This window comes from Staphylococcus sp. IVB6214, from assembly GCF_025558585.1.
Classification (GTDB): Bacteria; Bacillota; Bacilli; order Staphylococcales; family Staphylococcaceae; genus Staphylococcus.
Map to the genome: position 1 here is coordinate 1,156,187 of NZ_CP094723.1, position 22,126 is coordinate 1,178,312.

Here is a 22,126-nt window from a genome sequence, read left to right on the forward strand (position 1 = left end):
CTTTTTCTAGATGATATTTTTATCCGTTTAAAAATGGATTCATGTATTCTTGTTCAATTGTAGTTGAAGGCCCATGACCTGGATATAACGGTAATGTTTCATCTAGTTCAAAAAGTTTATCCTTGATTGAATCAATTAAGGTTTCATAATTACCTCGATATAGGTCTGTACGCCCAATTCCATTATTAAATAATGTGTCTCCAACAATAGCAAAGTCTTCGAATACATAAGTCAAGCTTCCTGGTGAATGACCCGGTGTATGCAATGCAGTTATTTTAAATTGACCGATCTGCATCTCACCTTCTTCTTGAAGTTTAGGTGTTGCTTGACTCGTAATTATTGGGAAACCATGTATTGCGAATTTCGCCGAACCGTTTTTTTCTGGATCTACTAAAAAGTCTACTTCTTCTAGATGCATATATACAGGAACATCTTTGTATGCCAATACTTCATCTAGCGCAGCAATGTGATCAAAATGCGCATGTGTCAAAAGAATACCAATTAATGGTTTATCCATAGACGATAGTTTAGAGATGATTTTTTCTGGTTCGCCAGACGGGTCTATCAATAGCAGCTCTGAATCATTCTCTACAAAATATGCGTTTGTCTCAGCTATACCAAGCGTTAAAAATGATATTTTCATAATTTGACTCCAATCCAAGATATTTTTATTTCAGATGTTTTTGAACTGATGCAAGTTTATCATTCATTTCACGTTCAATATCTCGTCGATCATCAATACGAATGTTTGTACATACACGGTCTAATCCTTTGTTGAATGGTAATTCGTGAATCGCTTGAATCACTTCAAACAAATCCTTCAAATCGCCCTCAATCAAAGTGTTCATTGGTGTTAATTGATAGTTAATTTTACCTTCTTGTTTGAACGATTCTAATTTTGTTTGAATTTCTGCAATATACTTACTGACACTTGGACCTTCTGTTCCTACTGGGATAACGACTACATCTACAATTGCCATTTATATCTACTCCTTTTCTAATATATATGTTTTAATTAATCCAGCAGCTCCCACAATACCTGCATCATTACCAAGTTGAGCCTGTAAAATTTCAGTTCCTTCTTGTGCAGGTGTAAAAGCAATTTGTTGGTATGCTGTTTTAATATTTTCAATCAATATATGTCCTGCCTCTGACATCCCCCCGCCAATAATGATATATTTTGGATTGGCAGTTACACTTAAAATACTTGCGAGATATGCGATGTATTGTGATACTTTTTCAACGATATGGAGACTAAACAGATCACCACTTTTCGCTGCATCAAATACATCTTTTGCAGATACACTTTTATTGTTTATCAATGGTAATAATTGAGACTGATCGGAAAGTTGTGGGTGATAATAATGCGCGAGATTGACGACCCCCGTGGCTGATGCGACTGTCTCAATACAGCCTGATTTGCCACAGTTACATTTGAAACGTTGATCGTGATCGACACGAATATGACCAATTTCTGCGCCTGAACCATTATGTCCATGTACAATTTTGCCATTGCTGACAATACCGCCCCCTACACCTGTGCCCAATGTGATCATTGCGATATCAGAATGACTTTGGCCGGCACCTTTGTGCATTTCTCCGAGTGCTGCAACATTAGCATCATTGTCTACAATGACGGGTCGCCCTAATAAATCAGTCATTATTTTGGCAACCGGCACACTTTCAGGCCAATTTAAGTTCACAGCACCACGTACAACTCCTGATTCAAAATCAACCGGACCGGGGACACCGATACCAATGCCAATGACATGCTCTATTTGATAATCTAACATAGTTACTTTTTCGACGAAAGCATCGTGTATTTGCTTGAGTAACATGAACCCTGATTGATCGGTAGTATCAGTGTGAATCGCCCATTTTTCAATGCAATGCAAATTTTGATCAAAAATACCTAATTTACAAGTTGTTCCACCGATATCAGCGGAAAGTATAATCTTATGCTTCATAGACGATTTAGCCTTCTCTCATTGACGATATGGCGAGATTGTAAAAATTGTTCTCGTGTAATTAATTGATGCTTAAAAAGCGATTTGAGTTCCTGTTCAATCATCTCTAACATATCTTCTTTGTCATCGAAATAAATAATAAAACCAAATTTCTTTAAAAGTTGTTGTACATCATAAAATGTATTGAGTTTTGTTTCCATGTCAATCATCCAACTCTCGTTTTAAGATTTTCACACTTTCATTTTCAGGTGCATTTTCAGCGGCTTTCTTGATGAACTTCTTTGCACTTTTATTGTCTCCTAATGATCGATTCGCAATCGCCATAACATAATTGAGTTGTACAGAGTTCGGGAAGTTTCGTAAACCTCTTTCCCATTCTGCAATGGCTTCTGCTTTAGACTTTTGTGATGCAATGACCATTCCTGATAAATAGTAAGTCATATCATCTGCGTAATCTCGATTAATGGTCTGTTCAATCATCTCTTCTGCTTGCGAATAGTGCTTTTTTTGCATTTGTTCTTGGATAATTTGATTATAAATATTTTCACTTGGCGTTATAAAAATTTTAACTAATAACAAGATTGTCATTACAACCGTCATACCTAACAACCAATAAAAGACTTTTTTTGAAGTTTGATAATAATAGCCTAAGTATACAATTAATATACCGCCCATAAGACCACCAAGATGGGCAATAATATTTACATTTCGCATAAAGATTGAAATGACTGCCATAATAACTACTGCAATCAATAGTTGGAATATCGTTTTTTGACTGTATCGTTTACTAATTGTTAATAATGCGACGAGTGCACCTAATAAACCGAATATAGCGCCGCTTGCACCGACAGATAAACTATTTGTATTAAAAGCAAGTGTCAGTAGATTACCAATCATTCCTGAAACGAAGTAAATACCAAGCATTTTTAATGAACTCGTATATGCTTCGACAAGCTTACCAAATATATAGAGCGACATCATGTTGAGTAAGAGATGTTCGATGTCCAAATGAAGAAACATAGAAGAAATCAATCGATACCAGTCGCCATGCACAACATTAAAATGCGCCAGTGCGCCTAAATCAATTATTTCAATATCTGTATGATGTGGCATAAAAAATGTTGCCCAAATCCATATCAATATATTAATGGATATTAAACTAAAAGTGATAGGTGTAAATTGATACATACCGTTTTCGATTAGGTTTTGATTTAATACGCGTTTCTTGTAAAAGTCATGTGATTTATTATCACTAAGTAAAAGATGTCTTTTAGCTATTGGATGAGTCAGTTTTCTCGCAAGGGTTTTTATGTTTTGAATAGAATGAAATTTTATTTGAATCGGTGTTTTCACATTAAGCATAGCTTGGTTAAACGGTTTTTCAGTGAAGAAATAAATATCATAACTTGTGACGACACTTTTTAGAAATTCATTGATTTGAGTTTGGTGTTCAAGAATACGATCTTTATCAAATTCTAAAGACTGTGATGTATAACTACCTGTTTTAAATATTGCAACATGTTGTTTATGTTTATTTGCTAACCAAACTTCTTGTCGTTCTTTATCGTAGTGTACACATGTATATCCATAATAACGTATCCATATGTAGCCTGATTTCCATAAATCTTTTTCGTCTAGCATATTACCCTCCGAATTCTGATGTTTTTGCAATGATAAGATGTGCGACTGGATAGTCGTGTACTTCAATTGGTAAAGCTTCACAGAGTTGGATATCGTAGATTAGGCTTATTGTTTTAACATCATAAGTGTTTAGATAACGATCGTAATAACCACCACCATAACCGATACGATAACCTTCTTTATTAAATGCAACGCCAGGTACAATAACCAAATCTAAATGGTTGTTAATATCTGTATTTTGGGGAATATAGCCTATCCCTTTCTCATCATGGCTAACATCTTTAAGGTCAAGAAGTTGTTGAAAACACATTGTTTTTTCTGTGTAGTTCGTCGAAGGGACAAAAACTTGTTTGCCATCTTCAAGCATTTTTTCAATGAGTGGACCAGTGTTCACTTCATGCGGCATAGATAACACAATACCTATATTTTTGGCTTTTTGATAATACGGATGGCTTAATAGTTGTTGATGTAACCAATGGTCTGCATCTATCTTTTGTTTAGGGTGAAGCTGTTTCATGTTCTTCAATATTTCTTTGCGTATTGTTTTTTTATCCACGACAATTCCCTCCTAACATTACCTATTATAACGTGCGAATGCTTAGGTGTCATGAATATCGTCATATTCAATAAGGGTTATCAAGACATACCTTCACAAAAATAAAACCAACCATTATAGCGTTATACGCTATATGGTTGGTTTTGGAGAGTGATTATTTCTTTTCAGTTGCTTGATCTACTGTGCCTTTGACTTTACCTTCTTTTGTTTCTACGACACGACCTGAAATAGTGCCTTTTTTCTCTGCCATATGTTTCACCTTCTTTCAAATTTAAAACACGAAGTATATCACTTCAAACTATATTTTAATATAAATACAGTTCGTTTTGTATCTATTTTTTCGTCGGAATCTATGTTGATTTTTAAAAATACTTCACGTTATATCGTATATATCGTTCATGGCGATATTTTATACAGTAACTAATGTGCCATATCTATATATAAGCATATATTAATTAGACTAAAAATTAAAGTTAAAAGGTATTGAAAAATAATAATAGCGCAGGTTCTTTGCCTATAAGTTTAGCGTGGAAGAACTATATTGGCTGTTTATATAAGATTGTAAAGAAATATATCGCTTGCTCACTATAATATTTATCTTTTTTGAACATATCGTATTATATAAAAAAAGACTAGAACAATGACATGTTCTAGCCCAAGATTAAATTATTTTGTTTCACGGTGTAAAGTTTGTTTGTTTTCACGTGCACAGAATTTTTTCATTTCAATACGTTCTGGGTTAGTTCGTTTATTTTTAGTAGAGATATAATTACGGTCTCCACATTCTGTACATGCAAGCGTTACGTTTACGCGCATATTACCCCTCCTAATCTTTCTTCAAAATACGACTTTATTATCATATCATTTTCTAGTTAAATTGAAAAGTATAAATTTAATTTCTGTCACAATAGGATTGTTACATACATATAAACTGCAATCAAATAAATAAAGGCGTGTATGCATCCTTTTATACAGATGCCCACGCCTTATTTTTATTATGAATCCTTTTTACCAAAGTAGTAGTTGATGATATCTCTACCTAAATCACCACCAGGCAACCATGGTTCTGGAACTGGTTGGTTTGTATAAACAATAGAGAATGCTAATTTTGGATCATCAGCTGGTGCATACCCAACATAAGTTGAATTAACACGAGGTTCTCCGTTTTGGAAGACTTCAGCTGTCCCCGTTTTACCTGCTGAACGTACAACAGTATTTTTGAAACTTTTATAACCTGTTCCTTCTGGCTTATTAAATGCCTTGTCAAATCCTTTTTGAATTTGGGCAACCTGATCTGGTGTATTATTGACATGATTCAACACTTTACCAGTAATTTTATGTTTCACCGGTCCAATGGAATCATCGTTTGTTGCTTTGCGTATTTCTTTTGCAATATGGGTTTGAACGCGATCCCCATCATTTGCGATCGTAGAGACATATTGTGAAAGTTGCAATGGTGTATATGTGTCATATTGACCAATTGCCAAGTCCAAATAGTTACCAGGATTGTCATTCAAAGGTTCAATTTGACCTGTCACTTCGTTTGGCAAGTCAATGCCAGTTTTAACTCCAAGTCCAACTTGATTTAACCCTTTACGCAACTTTTTACCTGCTTCCGTAATATCATCAGGTAATGGCATACCTTGATAATACTCTATGCCAGCAATTTTCAAAGCAGTTTTAAACATAAATACGTTAGATGAGTGCATAAGTGCTTCAGTATCATCGATCAAGCGACTACCACTCTTGTTAAAGTATGAGCGCTTGGTCAAACCACCTTGGAAAGTAAGTGGTTCATCGACCATTTGCTCTCCGGGTTTAATGACGTTATTTTGATATCCAGCTAGTAAAGTTGCTCCTTTGACTGAAGAACCAACAGCATATTGCGTTGTGAATGTACCGATATCAAAGTCAGTTAATGTACCATCCGTCTCAATTTGTCTGCCTGCCATTGCAAGGATATCGCCATTGTTTGGATCTTGTATAACGAGTAATGCAGAGTCCATGTTGACTGCCCCTTGACTACGCAAACTATTGATATGTTTTTCAAGATATTCTTCTGCTTTCTTTTGCAGTTCCATATCAATTGTAAGGATGAGATCATCACCACGTGACCCTTCATTGACAACTTCTGAATCGATGATACCCCCTGATTTATCAGTTGTATAACGCATTTCTTTTTTCTTACCACGTAAAATACTTTCATATTGTAACTCTAAATAACCTTTGCCGACTCTATCATTTCGGGAATAGCCTTTAGATAAATAATAGTTCGTTAACTCTTTTGGTAACCCTTCTTCTGGCGTAGATACGCTTCCTAATATCCCTCTGAGAGAATTACCGTATGGATATTTACGATCCCAATCCATTGTCGTATTGACACCAGGTAGGTCAGACAACTGTTGTGATACGGTCGCAAATTCTTTGTCCGTGACATCATCATTCTTAATCGTTCTTGGACTTAATGTACTTCCTTGCATCATTTCACGATAAATGGCTAATACTTTTAAGTCTTTTTCACTCAATGAATCCAGATCTTTTTCACCGATCTTATCACGTAATTGTTGATCATAATCTTCTTGAGAAATATCACCATTTTTATACAGTTCTAATTCCTTTTTCATACGATTTTGCGCAGTATCGGGATGTAATGTAATCCAAAAGTCCTTTTTGTCACGCTCAGTTATTTTTTCAGTATTCATATCAATCAATTTGGCTAGTTTTTTTGCGGTATCAAGAATTTCTTCTTGATCCGTTTTCTTTCCACGCGTATATGTAATGGCTTTTTTCGATGCATTATCAACAATAACACGGCCGTTACGGTCTAGAATACGCCCTCTTGGAACGGATTCATTGACGGTGACGTTTTCACTTTCTCTGATCATTTGATGATAATGAGAGCCCTGTGCAATTTGGAGATAGCCTAGCCTTAATACAATTGCAACAAAGGCAAATATAATCACGCCAAAGATGAAATTAATACGTTTATTCATTTGATTGCGTATTTTTTCATCGTTTGTTCTTTCCTTTAAACGTTTTAACAACACAATCTACCTCAATTCGCACGTTTTCTTCTTAAAATGATATATGAAATTCGGCTATTTGGCTAATATTTTTTAAAGAAATGTGCAAAGAAATTTTATAGCTGGCAAGTTTAAGTAATTATTCGAAAACAATGCAAATAAAAAAAGTGAGACAGAAATCTTTGTTACTATAAAAGATTTCGTCGTCTCACCCCGGCAAGAGTCTCTGAATTAAAACGCATTTTCACTTCAGACACCCACTGCTATTACACTTAATTCTATAATTTAAAAACAGGAGCTGAGACATGATTCTCAGCTCCTTTCTCGTCATTATATTATTATTTTGCAGCTTCGTATAATTCGTCTACTTTTTCCCAGTTAACAACGTTCCAGAAAGCATTGATATAATCCGGACGTTTGTTTTGGTATTTAAGGTAGTAAGCATGTTCCCACACGTCTAATCCTAATAATGGTGTTTTGCCATCAGTCAGTGGATTATCTTGGTTAGGAGTTGTGACGATTGCTAATTCACCGTTGTCAACAACTAACCATGCCCAACCTGAACCAAATCGAGCTGCTGCTTTATCAGCAAATTCTTGTTTAAAGCTATCTAAGCTACCCCATTTTTCAGTGATTTTTTCAACCACTGTACCTTTTTCTTCTGAATTAGGTGTTAATAATTGCCAGAATAATGAATGGTTTAAGTGACCGCCACCATTATTACGCACAGCTGTACGTTTTTCTTCAGGTACATCGTTTAAGTTTGCAACAAGATCTTCAATTGATTTGTTTTCAAACTCTGTTCCTTCAACCGCACCGTTTAATTTTGTAACATAAGTGTTATGATGCTTTGTATGATGAATCTCCATTGTTTCTTTGTCGAAATGTGGTTCTAATGCATCATAAGCATATGGTAATTTTGGTAATTCGAAAGCCATAATTAATCATCCTCCTAATTGTTGATTCCAACTATATTCTAACAATACTTTTATTCTTCTTACAATCAATCTGCTTAAAAAGAGAATATTAAGAAGTGTTCATTTTATGTATTTCACATTTCAATTTGTTTTAAACATAAAATGTGACAGAAATTAGTTCATTGTTTTGAATATCAGCCTTTTTATATTGTATAATAAGTATTAACATTGAAAAGAATAGCTTGTCAAAGTGCATTTTCAATATATAAAACTGTTATAAAGGAGTTTCCTAACATGTCAGAAATTACACATCGTAAAAATACACGACCTGTCAAAGTTGGTAATTTAACCATTGGTGGTTCCGATGAAGTTGTGATCCAAAGTATGACAACAACAAAAACACATGATGTAGAGGCGACTGTTGCAGAGATTAAGCGATTAGAAGAAGCAGGTTGCCAGATTGTTCGTGTAGCATGTCCGAATGAAGAAGATGCACATGCCATAAAAGATATAAAAGCACAAATTAATATTCCATTAGTCGTAGATATTCATTTTAATTATAAATTAGCATTAATTGCCATTGAAAACGGTGCGGATAAAATTCGTATCAATCCAGGTAATATCGGTAGACGTGAAAAAGTAGAAGCTGTTGTGGAAGCCTGTAAAGAAAAAGGTATTCCAATTCGTATCGGGGTGAATGCCGGCTCACTAGAAAAACATATTTTAAAGAAATACGGTTATCCAACTGCTGATGGTATGGTAGAAAGTGCTTTGCATCATATTAAAATTCTTGAAGATTTGGACTTCCACGATATTATCGTGTCAATGAAGGCAAGTGATGTCAACTTAGCAATTGAAGCATATACGAAAGCTGCGCAAGCATTCGACTATCCGCTACATTTGGGAATTACTGAAAGTGGTACATTATTTAATGGTACAGTCAAATCATCAGCTGGTTTAGGTGCCATCTTAGCCTTAGGTATCGGTAACACTGCGCGTATCTCATTGTCAGCAGATCCAGTTGAAGAAGTAAAAGTTGCGAAATCATTATTGAAAGCATTTGGTCTTGCAAGTAACGCTGCAACATTAATCGCTTGCCCTACTTGTGGACGTATTGAAATTGATTTAATTTCTATTGCTAACGAAGTAGAAGAATATATCGAGAAACTTCAAGTACCTTTGAAAGTAGCAGTACTGGGCTGTGCTGTTAATGGACCAGGTGAGGCGCGTGAAGCTGATATTGGTATCGCTGGTGCAAGAGGAGAAGGACTTTTGTTCATGAAAGGTAAAACAGTAAGAAAGGTACCTGAAGAAACAATGGTTGAAGAACTAAAAAAAGAAATCGATAAGCTTGCTGCGGAAATGGAAGCAAATCGAGATAAAGCAGCACAATCATAACTGTATATTGTGTACATTAGAGGGTGGAACATAATAAAATTGTTTCATTTCTGAACGTGTCAAACTTAAAAACCCTTGTAAGCAGCATCACTGCCTACAAGGGTTTTGGTTTAGCGACATTTTTCGCAAACGCCATAAACTTCAAGTTTGTGCATTTCAATTTCGACTTCCGGTAATGACTTTTGAATTTCTGTCATTGGACAGTAATCAATTACTTTTGTGTCACCACATGATTTACAGATAAAGTGATGATGATGGTGATGACTACATGAGATTCTAAATTTCATCTCACCATCTAATTCTGTACTTTCAATGATACCTAATGTTTTGAATAAATGAAGGTTCCGATATATCGTATCGAATGAAATACCTGGATACGTGTCATTCATTAGTTTTTGTACATGTTTTGCATTGATATATTTATCTTCATTAACAAAGATATCGATCATATCTCTTCGTTTGTCTGTATATTTATGTCCGTTTTCTTTCAGTAGTTGAATGGCTTTATTCGTTTGCATTTACTTTCACTCCTTTTACCTTCCCCTTCAGTAAACCTTGATACATCATCGTGATACATAAAAGTAATACAAGAATCACAACAATAATACCACCTGGAGAGATATCTAAATAGAATGCAGAGATTAACCCTGTAATTACAGAAAATTCACCAATGGCGATACTCATAAATATGAATTGTTTGTACCCCTTTGTCCATCGCATAGCAATTGCAACGGGTAATGTAATAAGTGCACTCACTAATAATACACCAATCACACGCATAGATGCTGAAATAACGAGTGCAACAATCACAATAAATAGAAATTGAATCCATTTTGGAATGCCAATGACTTGGCTATATTCAGCATCAAATGACAGAATAAACAATTCCTTATAGAATAATAAGATAAATAATAAAACAATAACTGCAATCACAATAATAGTGATCAAATCACTAATGGACACGGCACTGATTGATCCAAATAAAAGGCCGACTAACTCTTGATTAAATCCATCTGCAAGTGAGATAAAGATCGCACTCAGTCCAATCCCGGTGCTCATGATGATTGGGATGGCAATCTCTTGATAATTTTTATATGAACTACGCAGTTTTTCAATTAATAATGCACCTACAATTGAAAACAGAATACCCGTCCATATTGGATTAATATCTGCAAAAAGTGGTACGGCGGTAATAAGAAACATCCCAAATGAGATGCCGCCTAACGTAACATGGCTTAATGCATCGGCAATTAATGATAATCTTCGTACAACGATAAACGTACCGATGAGTGGTGCGATTAAGCCGATTAAAATACCGCTGATAAATGAATATCTAATAAATTCAAAGTTCAATAATGCGTCTATCATAAACAACAATCCCTATCATGTTTATGGTCAACAAACTTTATAGGATGACCATATATTTTTGATATTTCTACTTCATCTAATGATTTAAATTCATGTGCAGTACCATGGAAATGAAGATGCTTATTAATACACGCCACTTCAGTTGCTGTATCTGCTACAACCCCAATATCATGGGTCACTAATATAATTGTCACACCTTCGTTTTTCAAGTGTTCCAACGTATCATAGAACTCTCCTACGTGTTTCGCATCAATCCCATTTGTCGGTTCATCGAGTATTAGTACCGTCGGGTTGCTTACTAATGCACGTGCAATCAAGACACGTTGTTGTTGTCCGCCTGAAAGTTCAGAGATATTTTTCCCTTTCAAATGGGAAATGTTTAAACGCTCCAACACTTGATCTACTTTTTGTTGATCTTGTCGATTAAACCATTTAAATAGTCGTTTTTGTCGTGTTAATCCGCTGATAACGACTTCATTGACTGTGGCAGGGAAACCAGCTGCTACCGCAGAAGCTTTTTGAGAAACGTAACTAATCTTATCTGACGTTATACTCTTTTGATACGCTTCACCATCTACAAAAATTTCCCCCTTTTGAATCGGTAAAAGTCCTAACATTAACTTTAACAATGTAGATTTTCCTGCACCATTTGGGCCAACAATTGCTAAAAATTCTCCTTTATTTATGCGGATATTGATATTTTCAAGTACTTTTTTATTTTCAAAATAGAAGTCTATCTCTTTCAGCTCGAAAACAGGTTGCATCATTCATTCACCTCATTAAATACTATAAACGTCGCGACATTAAATGTAAATAGTAATGTTTACGACTTCGGACAAATAAAAACTATACATTGATTGATTCAAAAACATCAATGTATAGCAACTTTTGGTTATTTAGTTAAATTAACTTAAAAGTTTATTTTTCAATTCCGGATCAAATGTTTGGCTACGGAATGCTTCAATTTCAAGTGCATAAGGTGCCTTCTTGTTTTTCTTGTCTTCTCCTACATAAGGTGTTTCTAATATTTTAGGTATATCTTTAAATTGTTCATGGTGAACAACGTAGTTCAATGCATCAAAACCAATATGTCCAAATCCGATATTTTCGTGACGGTCTTTATGTGCACCCATTGGATTTTTACTATCATTGACATGAATCACTTTGATGCGATCGACCCCTACTATTTTATCGAACTGGTTGAGTACGCCATCAAAGTCATTTACAACATCATAACCTGCATCATGGATATGACATGTATCTAAACAAACTGATAATCTTTCATTATTATGAACACCATCAATAATCTGTGCGATTTCTTCAAAAGTACGGCCTACTTCTGATCCTTTGCCCGCCATCGTTTCTAGTGCGATACGAACATTGTTATCATTCGTTAATACTTCGTTTAACCCTTCGATGATACGTTTGATTCCTACTTCAGCTCCTGCCCCGACATGAGCACCTGGATGTAATACGATGTCTCGAGCACCAATCTTTTCAGTTCGTTCAATTTCGTTTTGTAAAAAATCAACACCGAGCTGAAAGACTTCGGGTTTATTAGTATTCGCAATATTAATAATATACGGTGCGTGTACCACAATATTTGATAAGCCATATTCCGCCATAGTTTGTTGGCCAGCTTCGATATTTAGTTCTTCAATTGGCTTTCTGCGTGTATTTTGCGGTGCGCCCGTATAAATCATAAAAGTTGATGCTCCGTATTTATGTGCTTCTTCTGCAGATCCTTGTAACATTTTCTTACCACTCATCGAGACATGTGATCCGATTAACATCTTGTTATCCACCTTTACTTTTTATTTTTACGATTTTGTCGATTTTTACGACGACTAAATTGACGTTTTTCTTGTTTTTTTAAATTTTCAAGTTCTTGATTGAATTTTTTCTTGTAGCCAGGCTTTACTTTCTTTTTGTTATTACGTTTAATTTTATGCTTTACTTGTTGCGTAATATGATCATCCTGTTTTTGACGTAAACGACGTGTGTTGTGTGCTTTAATTGGTACCAATTCACCATTTTTCACATCTACGTTATTAAAATGATATCCTTTTGCTTCGATTTGATGAATCAATGTTTCTTCGTCAGGTGTATATAATGTAATCGCAATCCCTTTATAGTTACCACGACCAGTACGTCCCACGCGATGCGTAAAGAAATCGATATCTTTTGGAACATCAAAGTTGATAACATGACTGACACCTTCAATGTCAATACCACGAGAAGCAAGATCACTTGCGATGACATATTGGAATTCCAAGTTACGGATACGTTTCATTTGTTGTTTGCGCTCACGTGGAGAGAGTCCCCCGTGAATCATACCTATCTGAATACCCTCTGACGTTAATTGTTGTGCTAAATGATCTGCATTTTCACGGCTATTACAGAAAATAATGCCTAAATATGGGTTTAATGTATGAATTAATTCAATAGTTTTTTCAATTTTTGCAGAACCACGTGTCGGTATAAGGTAAAATTCAATACTACTTTTATTTTTAGAAGTTGTTTTTACTTCAATAAAAGTAGGGTTTTCTAAATATTTATTGAGAAATGGATGTAGTGATTTTGGAATTGTTGCACTGAATACCGCCATCTTCGTATTGTCGTCAAGACGTGCAGCGATTTGATCGACTTCTTGAATAAGACCTAAGTCAATCATTAAGTCTGCTTCATCTACAACTAGATAATGTGCAAGATGAACATGAAGCTCACCAATTTTTGCTAAGTCATTTATGCGTGTCGGTGTACCAATAATTAATTGTGGTTGTACAGTTGTTTTTTGTTTGTCTTTTTCAAAATCTGTTCCACCGATAAACAAACTTACCTTTACACCCTGTTTATGTTCAGCTAATTGCAGAGCAGCATGATATAGCTGCGTTGCTAATTCACGAGTTGGTGCTACAATAATTGCTTGTGGTTCTGTTACTTTCGGATCAATCTGTTGGAATAATGGAAGTAAAAATGCGTGTGACTTTCCTGTTCCTGTTTGTGATTGTCCAATAATATTTGTTTGTTTCATCATTTTTGGAATAACACGTTGTTGTATATCAGTAGGTTGTTTAAAATTTAATGCATCTATTGCTGTTAAAATATCTGAGTCAAAGTTAAATTGCTCGAATGGATGTTTTGCCATTGTTTGGCCTCCTTAAAGATTCATCTATCCATTATAAATGAAATAATGCATAAAGAAAATAAACAATCTCATGTTGTTCTATATTTATAGGTTATTGATTGTAAATTCAATAGAAAAAATCTAAAGACATACTGAATACAATCTAGCTCCTTTTCTTTAAAAGAACAACATATGTTGATATAATAAATGATTGAAGGAGGTTCGTGAAATTTATGGAAATTATAAAAATTACACCCCGTGGTTATTGTTATGGTGTTGTTGATGCAATGGTTATTGCGCGCAATGCTTCTTTAGACCCTAACTTACCACGTCCGATATATATTTTAGGGATGATTGTGCATAACAAGCACGTCACTGATGCGTTTGAATCAGATGGGATTATCACATTAGATGGTCCTAACAGATTGAAAATTTTAGAACAAATTGAGACAGGTACTGTTATTTTTACAGCACATGGTGTGTCACCTGAAGTAAAACAACGTGCAAGAGACAAAGGATTAACTTGTATCGATGCGACATGTCCAGATGTTGAAAACACTCACGAACTGATTAGACAGAAAAAAGCAGATGGCTATCACGTTGTGTATATTGGTAAAAAAGGACACCCAGAACCTGAAGGCGCAGTTGGCGTTGCACCTGAAATTGTTCATCTCGTTGAAACGAAAGATGACGTTAATGCTTTACCAGATAGTTTGCACGACTATCCACTCATTGTGACGAACCAAACGACAATGTCTCAATGGGATGTGCTTCATTTGATGGATGAGCTCAAAGTAAAATATCCACATATAGAGCAACATAAAGAGATTTGCCAAGCAACACAAGTGCGTCAAGAAGCAGTAGCAAATCAAGCCGGACAAGCAGATTTACTCATCGTAGTTGGAGATCCAAAAAGCAATAATTCGAATAGATTGGCACAAGTATCTAATGATATCGCACATACAAAATCATTCCGTATTGCTGATATTTCACAATTGGATTTATCGTGGCTTGATGGTGTAGAGACAGTTGCTGTGACGGCCGGAGCTTCTACGCCAACGCCTATTGTGAAAGAAGTGATTAATTTCTTTAACCAATATGATCCACTAGATCCGACAACACACGATACGACTTCTCATGTACCCGTTGAGAAAATATTGCCGAAGATTAAAAAAGCAAAACCCGTTGAAATTATGAAATAGTAACTGTTCATTTATTAACTTTTACACCCCATTATCGCAGTACAATTCGATAATGGGGTGTATTTTACATATATTGATATGGGTCTGTGTGTATTTTGGAAGCGAGGATGACACCGTTGAAGTCTGTTGTCAGCCATTCGTTTAATAAGGTAATAAGACCTTCTTTCATGACATATTCGCTGTAATGGTTAATATCCAACAATGACATACCTGCCAGTTTCGCATCTAGTGCATCATGATGTTTAATATCACCTGTTAAGAAAATATCTGCACCTTGTTTCGCTGCTGTCATTTCATAACCGATTCCAGAGCCCCCTATAATGGCCACTGTTTGTATCTGTTTATTCACATCTCCAATATAGCGGACACTCGGCATTTTTAATTGCTCTTTGACATGTGCAACAAATGATTCTACTGACATTGGTTGTGCGAGTTCTCCAATCATACCTAATCCACGTTCAATTTCTTTCTCTAAAGGAATGAAGTCATAGACAGGTGTTTCGTATGGATGATATTTGTGAATTAATTGTTGTGTTAACACGCGTTGATCGGCTGGCACCATGAATTCAATTTTTGCTTCTTTAACCGTTTCGATTTTATCAATTTCGCCAATATGCGGCTGTGCTTCTCCTACTGGTTTGAATTGTCCTTGCCCAAGAGTGTTAAAAAAGGCATGTTCATAATTGCCTTCTTTCGCAAGTCCCTGCTCTGATAAACGTTGCTTGAATACATCTGCATTTTCTTCAGGAATATACACCTGAACTTTATAGTATGTCTCTGTTTGTGGTAATAGTATTTTGCAATTATTTAAAGCAATAAGTTCAGCAAGCATCGCATTGACGCCATTTGGGAGTACATCAAGGTTTGTATGCAACGCGATGAGATTTATATGATTTTGGATTAATTTATATACGATTTGTCCATATCCATCATCTGCTAAAATGGTACGCATTCCTTTAAAAATCAGTGGATGGTGCGCAACAATCGTATTACACCCCTTTTCGATTGCTTCGTTCACAACATCTACTGTACAATCAAGAGCGGTCATAATACCCGTTACTTCTGAAGAACGATCACCAATGAGTAATCCAACATTATCCCATGATTCCGCACTGTTAAATGGGACTTGATCATTTAAAACCTTTAATAGTTCATCTAACTTCATCGATTAAGCACCTCTTTAATTTCGTTTTCTTGTCTTGTAATTTCATCATAGCGCTTTTGATGTCGCACAGGATCTAATTGTTTCTTAATCTCCTCTAAAGCTTCAATTTCACGCATCCATTTTTCTACAAAAAGATCTGACGGATTCGGATGTAAAAATGGTCCGAACTTAAAATCTTTCTCTGATAAGTCCATCGTACCGGCATCCGCTACGATAATTTCATAAATATGCGCACGTTCTTTGATTAATGTTTCAGTCACAATATGGTAGCCATTTGCTTGTAAAAATTGACGTATCGGCTCAGATTGAATGTTGGATTGTAGAATAAGTCTTGGGCGTTGAGGAATATGCTTGAAACCTTCATTCAAAATTTTTGCAATCAACGGTCCCCCCATACCACAAATTGTAACTGTATCAATTGCATCTTCTTCAGGATTTAAAATCGTCAAACCATTGCCGAGACGGATATCAATTTGACTTTTATAGCCATGGCGCTCAACACTTTTAACCGCTGCTGAGTACGGACCAGGGATAACTTCCCCAGCAATAGCTGATGAGATGAATCCTTGTTCTAAACAATACATCGGTAAAAAAGCATGATCTGAGCCAATGTCCGCGAGCTTTTCTCCTGTGACATATTCACTTACTTTTTTTAAACGTCTATTGATTGGTATCATGATTGAGACTCCTTTTGATGTGCATCTAAAGTAATACTATATATTATACAGATTTTTAATTTTAGTGACTATATGCATGAAAACTTAGATGTTAAAAAAGCGAGAATCATCGCCATATTTTACAAAATGGTTGATATTCTCGCTAAAACATAAATCATATTTTATATCATGTCGTTTAAATTAATCCATAAAGTCTTTAAGTCGTTTGCTGCGACTTGGATGTCTTAACTTACGCAATGCTTTTGCTTCAATTTGTCTAATACGTTCTCTTGTTACACCGAAAACTTTTCCGACTTCTTCAAGCGTGCGTGTACGACCATCATCTAAACCGAATCGTAAGCGCAAGACATTTTCTTCTCGATCTGTTAATGTATCCAATACGTCTTCTAATTGTTCTTTTAACAGTTCGTAAGCTGCGTGATCTGAAGGACTTTGCGCCTCTTGATCTTCAATAAAATCACCTAAGTGGCTGTCGTCTTCTTCCCCGATTGGTGTTTCTAAAGAGACTGGTTCTTGAGCGATTTTTAGAATTTCACGGACTTTTTCTGGTGGTAAATCCATTTCTTCACCGATTTCTTCTGGTAATGGATCACGGCCTAAATCTTGTAGTAATTGACGTTGAACACGAATCAGTTTATTAATTGTTTCAACCATGTGTACAGGAATACGAATTGTACGTGCTTGGTCGGCAATGGCACGTGTAATCGCTTGTCGAATCCACCATGTGGCATAAGTTGAGAATTTGAAACCTTTACTGAAGTCAAACTTCTCAACTGCTTTGATCAAGCCCATATTACCTTCTTGAATTAAGTCTAGGAACAGCATCCCACGACCAACATAGCGTTTCGCAATACTAACTACAAGACGTAAGTTAGCTTCTGCTAAACGTGCTTTTGCTACTTCATCACCTTGTTCAATACGCTTCGCAAGTTCAATCTCTTCTTGCGCACTTAGTAAGTTAACGCGCCCTATTTCTTTTAAGTACATGCGTACAGGGTCATTAATTTTAACGCCTGGAGGTGCACTTAAGTCATTCGGGTTAAGCTTTTCATCTGTATCTGTACTATCTTTTTCATTGATGAGCTGAATATCATTGTCGTTGATCATATCGAAAAATTCGTCCATTTGGTCAGAATCCATCTCAAAATTTTGAAGTTTATCTGCTACCTCTTCATGGCTCAAATGACCCTCTTTTTTCCCTTTTTCGATTAGTTGTTTCTTCACATCTTCAATAGTCAGTGTCGGATCAATCGTTTCTTTTTTAATAACTTTAACTTGGTTGTCAGACATAAAAAGGCCTCCCGAAATTAATCTTTACTTCTGATTTGTTCTCTTTTCTTATTTACAATCTGTGAGAGATAATATCTTTGTGCTTCGCTATCTCCAATACGGACTGCTTCATTAAGTTTTGTTTGTAATGAATCCATTGATTCTTCAGTACGATTTGATGACATAACTGAAATATAATCCATTATTTCATTTTCATATGGATCATGGTTCAACGGATAGTCAACAAGTTGAATCAATGTTTCTTTTACATCATCATGAGTGACATAACTCAATATATCACTGATTGTAAAAGTATCAAATTCTGCATAATAGTCCTTTAAGACATTAAATATACGTTTAAAATGTTCATTTGTAAAGTCGCTTTCTTCAATATCTTGATAAAAGCGTAAAAATAACGACTTATCATTGAAAAAGTGTTTTAATAATGCACATTCTGCTTTTTCGTTTTTAGTAAGTCTCACTGGATGCCCAGCTTGTTGAATTGGCTGTGTGTGTTGCACATTCGTTTGTGGTTGACGTCTTTCTACTTCTACTAATAGACGATTCACGTCAACTTTAAACAATTCTGCCGCTTCTTGGACCACTTTTTGTCGTAAAATTTGAGATTGTATCAATGCCGCATCTTCTACAAACGTCTTATAGTGTTTCTCATAAGCGAGGTCATTGTTCTGAATTTCTTGTTTTTGTTGATTTAACTTAAATGTTACAAATGATTTTTTCTCATTGCGCACAAATTCAAGAAATCGCTCTTTGCCGTATTTTTCAATATACTCATCAGGATCCATATCTGTGGGCAGTTGAATAACAAACACATCAAACTGTCTCTCCAACAGTGCTTGTCCTGTTTTAATCGTTGCCTGTGTTCCTGCAAAGTCCCCATCAAACATCATTGTTACATTTTTGCATAACTTTTTAAGTACTGTCATATGTTCTTTGGAGATTTGTGTACCCATGCTTGCTACGACATTTTCCAATCCTGCTTCACTCGTCTTAATAACATCCATAAAACCTTCTAATAAGATGATCTCATCTTGCTGACGTATACTTTTACGTGCTTTATCAAGGTTGTAGAGCAACTTACGTTTTTGAAATATTGGTGATTCTGGACTATTTAAATATTTCGGTGTTTGGTCTTCTTGATATGCTCGACCTGAAAATCCAATAATTCGACCTTGTGCATTCGGCAACGGGAAAATAATCCGGTCTCTAAAACGATCATAATAACTGAAGTTAGTTTCATTTCTTGATAAAATACCTGCTTCATAGCCAAGTGAAAGATCGTAGCCTTTTTTTTCCATATAATCAGTTGCAAAGCTTGATGCATCTGGTGCATAACCAATCTTTCGCTTAGCAATCAATTCGTCTGTAAAACCCCTGCTGTACAAGTAACTTAATGCTGCTTCACCTTCTACTGTTTTTTTCAGTAAATAATGATAATAGTCAAGCAGTTCTTCATGAATTTGTATCATTTTTAAATCATCAGAAGCGATATCATTCGTTGGGTTCATCATTTCAGTTTGAACCTTAATGTTCGCTCTCTCACCGAGATGCTTCACCGCTTCGGCAAATGATACTTTTTCGATTTCCTGAATAAATTGAAAAACGTTACCACCTTTTTTACAGCCAAAACAATGACAGATTTGTTTGTCTTCAGAAACTGTAAATGAAGGCGTTTTTTCATCATGAAAAGGACACAAACCGATATAATTGCGTCCTCTTTTCTCTAGCTTTACATATTCACTTACGACATCTAAAATATCTGTGTTTTGTTTAATCTCATCAATTGTTGCTTGTGGTATTCTCACACACATCACCCATTAATTTGTATTCCATATCACTATCTCTAACAATTGTTGCAATTTAGTGTAACGTCTCTATTATACTGTTTTTTAATGTAAAAAGGAATCTTTATGCTCAATAATTTGAATAATGTTGTTTGCTGTTTCTTCAATTGCTTTTTCGGAAACATCTAACACAGGGCAACCAATTTTTTCGACAATGCGATTAAAGTAGTCCAACTCTTCTTCAATTCGCTTGTCATCTGCATAACGTGCAGAATCTGAAAGACCCAGTTGTTTCAAGCGTTCTTTACGTATGGCGTTTAACTTTTCCGGACTGATTTTTAATGCGACACATTTTTTCGGATCAATTTTAAACAGCATCTCTGGTGGATTTACTTCAGGTACAATTGGTACGTTCATCACTTTATATCGCTTATGCGCTAAATATTGTGAAATAGGTGTTTTTGAAGTTCTGGAAACACCGATCAATACGATATCTGCTTTCGGAAGACCTTTAGGATCTTTACCATCATCATATTTGACAGCAAATTCCATCGCTTCAATTTTTTTGAAATAATCTTCATCCAGTTTATGAACAATGCCTGGTTCATTAAGTGGGGTTTGTTCAAAAACGTGTTGCATCGTTTGCATAATTGGCCCCATTATATCGATCGATCTAATTTTATGTGTCTCAATTAATGTCTCCATATATTCACGTATATCAGGTTTCACAAGTGTATAGATAAGAATGCTATTGCAATCTTTCGCCATGTCTATTACATCTTCTACGTTTTGTTTTGTTTCGATATAAGGATAGCGTAATATGTCTGTCTTTAGATCACAATTAGAAAACTGTGACATACATGCTTTTGCAACTAGTTCAGCAGTTTCACCAACTGAATCTGATGCGATAATAATTTTTGTTTGAGTCATCGTTGGTTGCCTCCTATTGATCAAATAATGATACAAATAGTTTTGTTATCGTTGTTTTTGAAATACGTCCTGTCACTTCGTAATTGCCATTTTCTTTCTCTCTTACAATTGGAATGGAGTCTATTTCTTTCGTAATCATTTGTTTTGCAGCATATAGCACATAGTCATTCTCATTGAGTAGAACAATATTTGGCATTCGAGTCATAATAATATTGACTGGCATACTGTGTATGTCCTGTCCTGCCATAGAAGATCGTAGCAAATCTTTACGTGATACGACACCTACAAGGTCATTTTCTTCATTTACTATAAATAACGTACCCACATCCTCAATAAAGATCGCGCAGATGGCATCATAAACAGTAACATCACTTTTTAAAATGACTGGGTGTGATTGATAGTCTTTTACAATTTTATTCTTTAACGGCTCTGTCAACAGTTGTGCGCGTGACTTCCCAGTATAAAAATAACCAACACGTGGTCGTGCTTCTAGGAATCCTGACATCGTTAAAATCGCTAAATCAGGGCGCAATGTCGCTCGTGTTAAATTCAATTTTTCAGCAATCTTTTCTCCAGTAATTGGTCCAGATGATTTAACGATCTCTACAATTTTTTCTTGTCGTTGATTGAGTTCTATGATCATTTCTGTCTATTTAAGAAGTAGATAGTGTATTCATTTCAATTTGACTTTACTATATCTTTTCTACCTCATGCTCGTTAAATAGCAGAATTCCCTCCTTTTCTCAATATCAGCATCATATTTATTTGTACGATAATCAATTAAAGATTTAAAGACAGCGCCTTAAACAATTTTTATTAGTAAATTTTATTATAAATACTATTATAGCTTGTTATTTATTCTGACACAATTATGTTTTCACTTGCCTTTCTTACGATGATGACATAAAATGATGATTAAAGCGAGTTAAGGATGGTGAAAGCTTAACAACACAATTTGGCAAACAATTAAAATTAATTAAAGTGAGTGGCAACACTAATTTGGGTGGAACCGCGGATTATTATGTTAATTCGTCCCAAGGTTAAGAAGTTTTTCTTTTCCTTGGGGCTTTTTATTTTGAAG

At 35.3% G+C, this 22,126-nt stretch carries 22 protein-coding genes; 2 read left to right on the forward strand and 20 right to left on the reverse strand.

The genetic code is table 11. The features are described from left to right. Positions 1 to 19: 19 nt before the first annotated feature. The 9 genes from MUA51_RS05605 to MUA51_RS05645 all read right to left on the reverse strand — a co-directional run bounded on the left by MUA51_RS05605 (position 20) and on the right by MUA51_RS05645 (position 8,125). On the reverse strand, positions 20 to 643 hold the full coding sequence (locus MUA51_RS05605) for an MBL fold metallo-hydrolase (RefSeq protein WP_262558269.1): 624 nt from the start codon (positions 641 to 643) through the stop codon (positions 20 to 22). A 25-nt stretch (positions 644 to 668) separates the two neighbouring features. Continuing rightward, the gene (locus tag MUA51_RS05610) at positions 669 to 980 is read right to left on the reverse strand and encodes an MTH1187 family thiamine-binding protein (RefSeq protein ID WP_262558270.1); all 312 of its coding nucleotides are present in this window, start codon (positions 978 to 980) and stop codon (positions 669 to 671) included. A 6-nt stretch (positions 981 to 986) separates the two neighbouring features. Continuing rightward, positions 987 to 1,967 (reverse strand): ROK family glucokinase, encoded by a 981-nt coding sequence (locus MUA51_RS05615; RefSeq protein ID WP_262558272.1) that lies wholly within the window; start codon positions 1,965 to 1,967, stop codon positions 987 to 989. After that, positions 1,964 to 2,167: a YqgQ family protein gene (locus tag MUA51_RS05620; RefSeq protein WP_262558273.1), complete on the reverse strand. Its 204-nt coding sequence runs from the start codon at positions 2,165 to 2,167 to the stop codon at positions 1,964 to 1,966. Before MUA51_RS05620 ends, MUA51_RS05615 begins: the two co-directional genes overlap by 4 nt. 1 nt (position 2,168) lies before the next feature. After that, entirely contained in the window at positions 2,169 to 3,608 is a 1,440-nt protein-coding gene (locus MUA51_RS05625) for a rhomboid family intramembrane serine protease (RefSeq protein WP_262558274.1), read from the reverse strand. Position 3,609: 1 nt separating this feature from the next. Continuing rightward, the gene (locus MUA51_RS05630) at positions 3,610 to 4,164 is read right to left on the reverse strand and encodes a 5-formyltetrahydrofolate cyclo-ligase (RefSeq protein ID WP_262558275.1); all 555 of its coding nucleotides are present in this window, start codon (positions 4,162 to 4,164) and stop codon (positions 3,610 to 3,612) included. A gap of 666 nt (positions 4,165 to 4,830) precedes the next feature. After that, positions 4,831 to 4,980 carry a 50S ribosomal protein L33 gene (gene rpmG / locus MUA51_RS05635; protein WP_095116787.1) on the reverse strand — a complete coding sequence of 50 codons (150 nt, stop codon included), beginning with the start codon at positions 4,978 to 4,980 and terminating at the stop codon, positions 4,831 to 4,833. 179 nt (positions 4,981 to 5,159) lie between these two features. Further along, the gene (locus MUA51_RS05640; RefSeq protein WP_262558277.1) at positions 5,160 to 7,208 is read right to left on the reverse strand and encodes a peptidoglycan D,D-transpeptidase FtsI family protein; all 2,049 of its coding nucleotides are present in this window, start codon (positions 7,206 to 7,208) and stop codon (positions 5,160 to 5,162) included. A 317-nt stretch (positions 7,209 to 7,525) separates the two neighbouring features. Next, the gene (locus MUA51_RS05645) at positions 7,526 to 8,125 is read right to left on the reverse strand and encodes a superoxide dismutase (RefSeq protein ID WP_262558279.1); all 600 of its coding nucleotides are present in this window, start codon (positions 8,123 to 8,125) and stop codon (positions 7,526 to 7,528) included. Between the two features lie 282 nt (positions 8,126 to 8,407). On the opposite strand from MUA51_RS05645, the gene ispG reads away from it, so the two are divergent. Further along, the gene (gene ispG, locus MUA51_RS05650; RefSeq protein ID WP_262560874.1) at positions 8,408 to 9,502 is read left to right on the forward strand and encodes a flavodoxin-dependent (E)-4-hydroxy-3-methylbut-2-enyl-diphosphate synthase; all 1,095 of its coding nucleotides are present in this window, start codon (positions 8,408 to 8,410) and stop codon (positions 9,500 to 9,502) included. 110 nt (positions 9,503 to 9,612) lie between these two features. Here the strand turns inward: ispG and MUA51_RS05655 are convergent, their stop codons facing one another. From MUA51_RS05655 to MUA51_RS05675, 5 genes are all read right to left on the reverse strand, one after another. Further along, complete coding sequence (locus MUA51_RS05655; protein WP_262558280.1) at positions 9,613 to 10,020, reverse strand: Fur family transcriptional regulator; 408 nt, start codon at positions 10,018 to 10,020, stop codon at positions 9,613 to 9,615. After that, a complete protein-coding gene (locus MUA51_RS05660) occupies positions 10,007 to 10,870 on the reverse strand; it encodes a metal ABC transporter permease (RefSeq protein ID WP_262558281.1) in 864 nt (287 codons plus the stop codon). The genes MUA51_RS05655 and MUA51_RS05660 overlap by 14 nt, the downstream gene beginning before the upstream one ends. Beyond that, on the reverse strand, positions 10,867 to 11,637 hold the full coding sequence (locus MUA51_RS05665) for a metal ABC transporter ATP-binding protein (protein ID WP_262558283.1): 771 nt from the start codon (positions 11,635 to 11,637) through the stop codon (positions 10,867 to 10,869). The genes MUA51_RS05660 and MUA51_RS05665 overlap by 4 nt, the downstream gene beginning before the upstream one ends. Before the next feature lie 138 nt (positions 11,638 to 11,775). Then, positions 11,776 to 12,663: a deoxyribonuclease IV gene (locus tag MUA51_RS05670; protein WP_262558284.1), complete on the reverse strand. Its 888-nt coding sequence runs from the start codon at positions 12,661 to 12,663 to the stop codon at positions 11,776 to 11,778. A gap of 14 nt (positions 12,664 to 12,677) precedes the next feature. Further along, a complete protein-coding gene (locus MUA51_RS05675; protein WP_262558286.1) occupies positions 12,678 to 14,018 on the reverse strand; it encodes a DEAD/DEAH box helicase in 1,341 nt (446 codons plus the stop codon). Positions 14,019 to 14,230: 212 nt separating this feature from the next. On the opposite strand from MUA51_RS05675, the gene MUA51_RS05680 reads away from it, so the two are divergent. Beyond that, positions 14,231 to 15,199: a 4-hydroxy-3-methylbut-2-enyl diphosphate reductase gene (locus tag MUA51_RS05680; protein WP_262558288.1), complete on the forward strand. Its 969-nt coding sequence runs from the start codon at positions 14,231 to 14,233 to the stop codon at positions 15,197 to 15,199. A gap of 64 nt (positions 15,200 to 15,263) precedes the next feature. Here the strand turns inward: MUA51_RS05680 and MUA51_RS05685 are convergent, their stop codons facing one another. From MUA51_RS05685 to ccpN, 6 genes are all read right to left on the reverse strand, one after another. Then, on the reverse strand, positions 15,264 to 16,364 hold the full coding sequence (locus MUA51_RS05685) for a Nif3-like dinuclear metal center hexameric protein (protein ID WP_262558289.1): 1,101 nt from the start codon (positions 16,362 to 16,364) through the stop codon (positions 15,264 to 15,266). Continuing rightward, positions 16,361 to 17,041 (reverse strand): tRNA (adenine(22)-N(1))-methyltransferase, encoded by a 681-nt coding sequence (locus tag MUA51_RS05690; RefSeq protein ID WP_262558290.1) that lies wholly within the window; start codon positions 17,039 to 17,041, stop codon positions 16,361 to 16,363. The genes MUA51_RS05685 and MUA51_RS05690 overlap by 4 nt, the downstream gene beginning before the upstream one ends. A gap of 180 nt (positions 17,042 to 17,221) precedes the next feature. Beyond that, the gene (rpoD, locus tag MUA51_RS05695) at positions 17,222 to 18,331 is read right to left on the reverse strand and encodes an RNA polymerase sigma factor RpoD (RefSeq protein ID WP_095116765.1); all 1,110 of its coding nucleotides are present in this window, start codon (positions 18,329 to 18,331) and stop codon (positions 17,222 to 17,224) included. A gap of 17 nt (positions 18,332 to 18,348) precedes the next feature. After that, positions 18,349 to 20,136, reverse strand: coding sequence for a DNA primase (dnaG, locus tag MUA51_RS05700; protein WP_262558293.1), 1,788 nt, complete (start codon positions 20,134 to 20,136; stop codon positions 18,349 to 18,351). Between the two features lie 84 nt (positions 20,137 to 20,220). Next, positions 20,221 to 21,045, reverse strand: coding sequence for a pyruvate, water dikinase regulatory protein (locus MUA51_RS05705; RefSeq protein ID WP_262558295.1), 825 nt, complete (start codon positions 21,043 to 21,045; stop codon positions 20,221 to 20,223). A 13-nt stretch (positions 21,046 to 21,058) separates the two neighbouring features. Continuing rightward, positions 21,059 to 21,688, reverse strand: coding sequence for a transcriptional regulator CcpN (gene ccpN, locus MUA51_RS05710; RefSeq protein WP_262558297.1), 630 nt, complete (start codon positions 21,686 to 21,688; stop codon positions 21,059 to 21,061). Between the last annotated feature and the right edge of the window lie 438 nt (positions 21,689 to 22,126).

Excerpts from the sequence above, each read along its gene's own strand:
- MUA51_RS05605 (WP_262558269.1), bottom strand. The coding sequence starts at position 643 with ATGAAAATATCATTTTTAACGCTTGGTATAGCTGAGACAAACGCATAT.
- MUA51_RS05610 (WP_262558270.1), bottom strand. The coding sequence starts at position 980 with ATGGCAATTGTAGATGTAGTCGTTATCCCAGTAGGAACAGAAGGTCCA.
- MUA51_RS05615 (WP_262558272.1), bottom strand. The coding sequence starts at position 1,967 with ATGAAGCATAAGATTATACTTTCCGCTGATATCGGTGGAACAACTTGT.
- MUA51_RS05620 (WP_262558273.1), bottom strand. The coding sequence starts at position 2,167 with ATGGAAACAAAACTCAATACATTTTATGATGTACAACAACTTTTAAAG.
- MUA51_RS05625 (WP_262558274.1), bottom strand. The coding sequence starts at position 3,608 with ATGCTAGACGAAAAAGATTTATGGAAATCAGGCTACATATGGATACGT.
- rpmG (WP_095116787.1), bottom strand. The coding sequence starts at position 4,980 with ATGCGCGTAAACGTAACGCTTGCATGTACAGAATGTGGAGACCGTAAT.
- MUA51_RS05645 (WP_262558279.1), bottom strand. The coding sequence starts at position 8,125 with ATGGCTTTCGAATTACCAAAATTACCATATGCTTATGATGCATTAGAA.
- MUA51_RS05655 (WP_262558280.1), bottom strand. The coding sequence starts at position 10,020 with ATGCAAACGAATAAAGCCATTCAACTACTGAAAGAAAACGGACATAAA.
- MUA51_RS05660 (WP_262558281.1), bottom strand. The coding sequence starts at position 10,870 with ATGATAGACGCATTATTGAACTTTGAATTTATTAGATATTCATTTATC.
- MUA51_RS05665 (WP_262558283.1), bottom strand. The coding sequence starts at position 11,637 with ATGATGCAACCTGTTTTCGAGCTGAAAGAGATAGACTTCTATTTTGAA.
- MUA51_RS05670 (WP_262558284.1), bottom strand. The coding sequence starts at position 12,663 with ATGTTAATCGGATCACATGTCTCGATGAGTGGTAAGAAAATGTTACAA.
- MUA51_RS05675 (WP_262558286.1), bottom strand. The coding sequence starts at position 14,018 with ATGGCAAAACATCCATTCGAGCAATTTAACTTTGACTCAGATATTTTA.
- MUA51_RS05680 (WP_262558288.1), top strand. The coding sequence starts at position 14,231 with ATGGAAATTATAAAAATTACACCCCGTGGTTATTGTTATGGTGTTGTT.
- MUA51_RS05685 (WP_262558289.1), bottom strand. The coding sequence starts at position 16,364 with ATGAAGTTAGATGAACTATTAAAGGTTTTAAATGATCAAGTCCCATTT.
- MUA51_RS05690 (WP_262558290.1), bottom strand. The coding sequence starts at position 17,041 with ATGATACCAATCAATAGACGTTTAAAAAAAGTAAGTGAATATGTCACA.
- rpoD (WP_095116765.1), bottom strand. The coding sequence starts at position 18,331 with ATGTCTGACAACCAAGTTAAAGTTATTAAAAAAGAAACGATTGATCCG.
- MUA51_RS05705 (WP_262558295.1), bottom strand. The coding sequence starts at position 21,045 with ATGACTCAAACAAAAATTATTATCGCATCAGATTCAGTTGGTGAAACT.
- ccpN (WP_262558297.1), bottom strand. The coding sequence starts at position 21,688 with ATGATCATAGAACTCAATCAACGACAAGAAAAAATTGTAGAGATCGTT.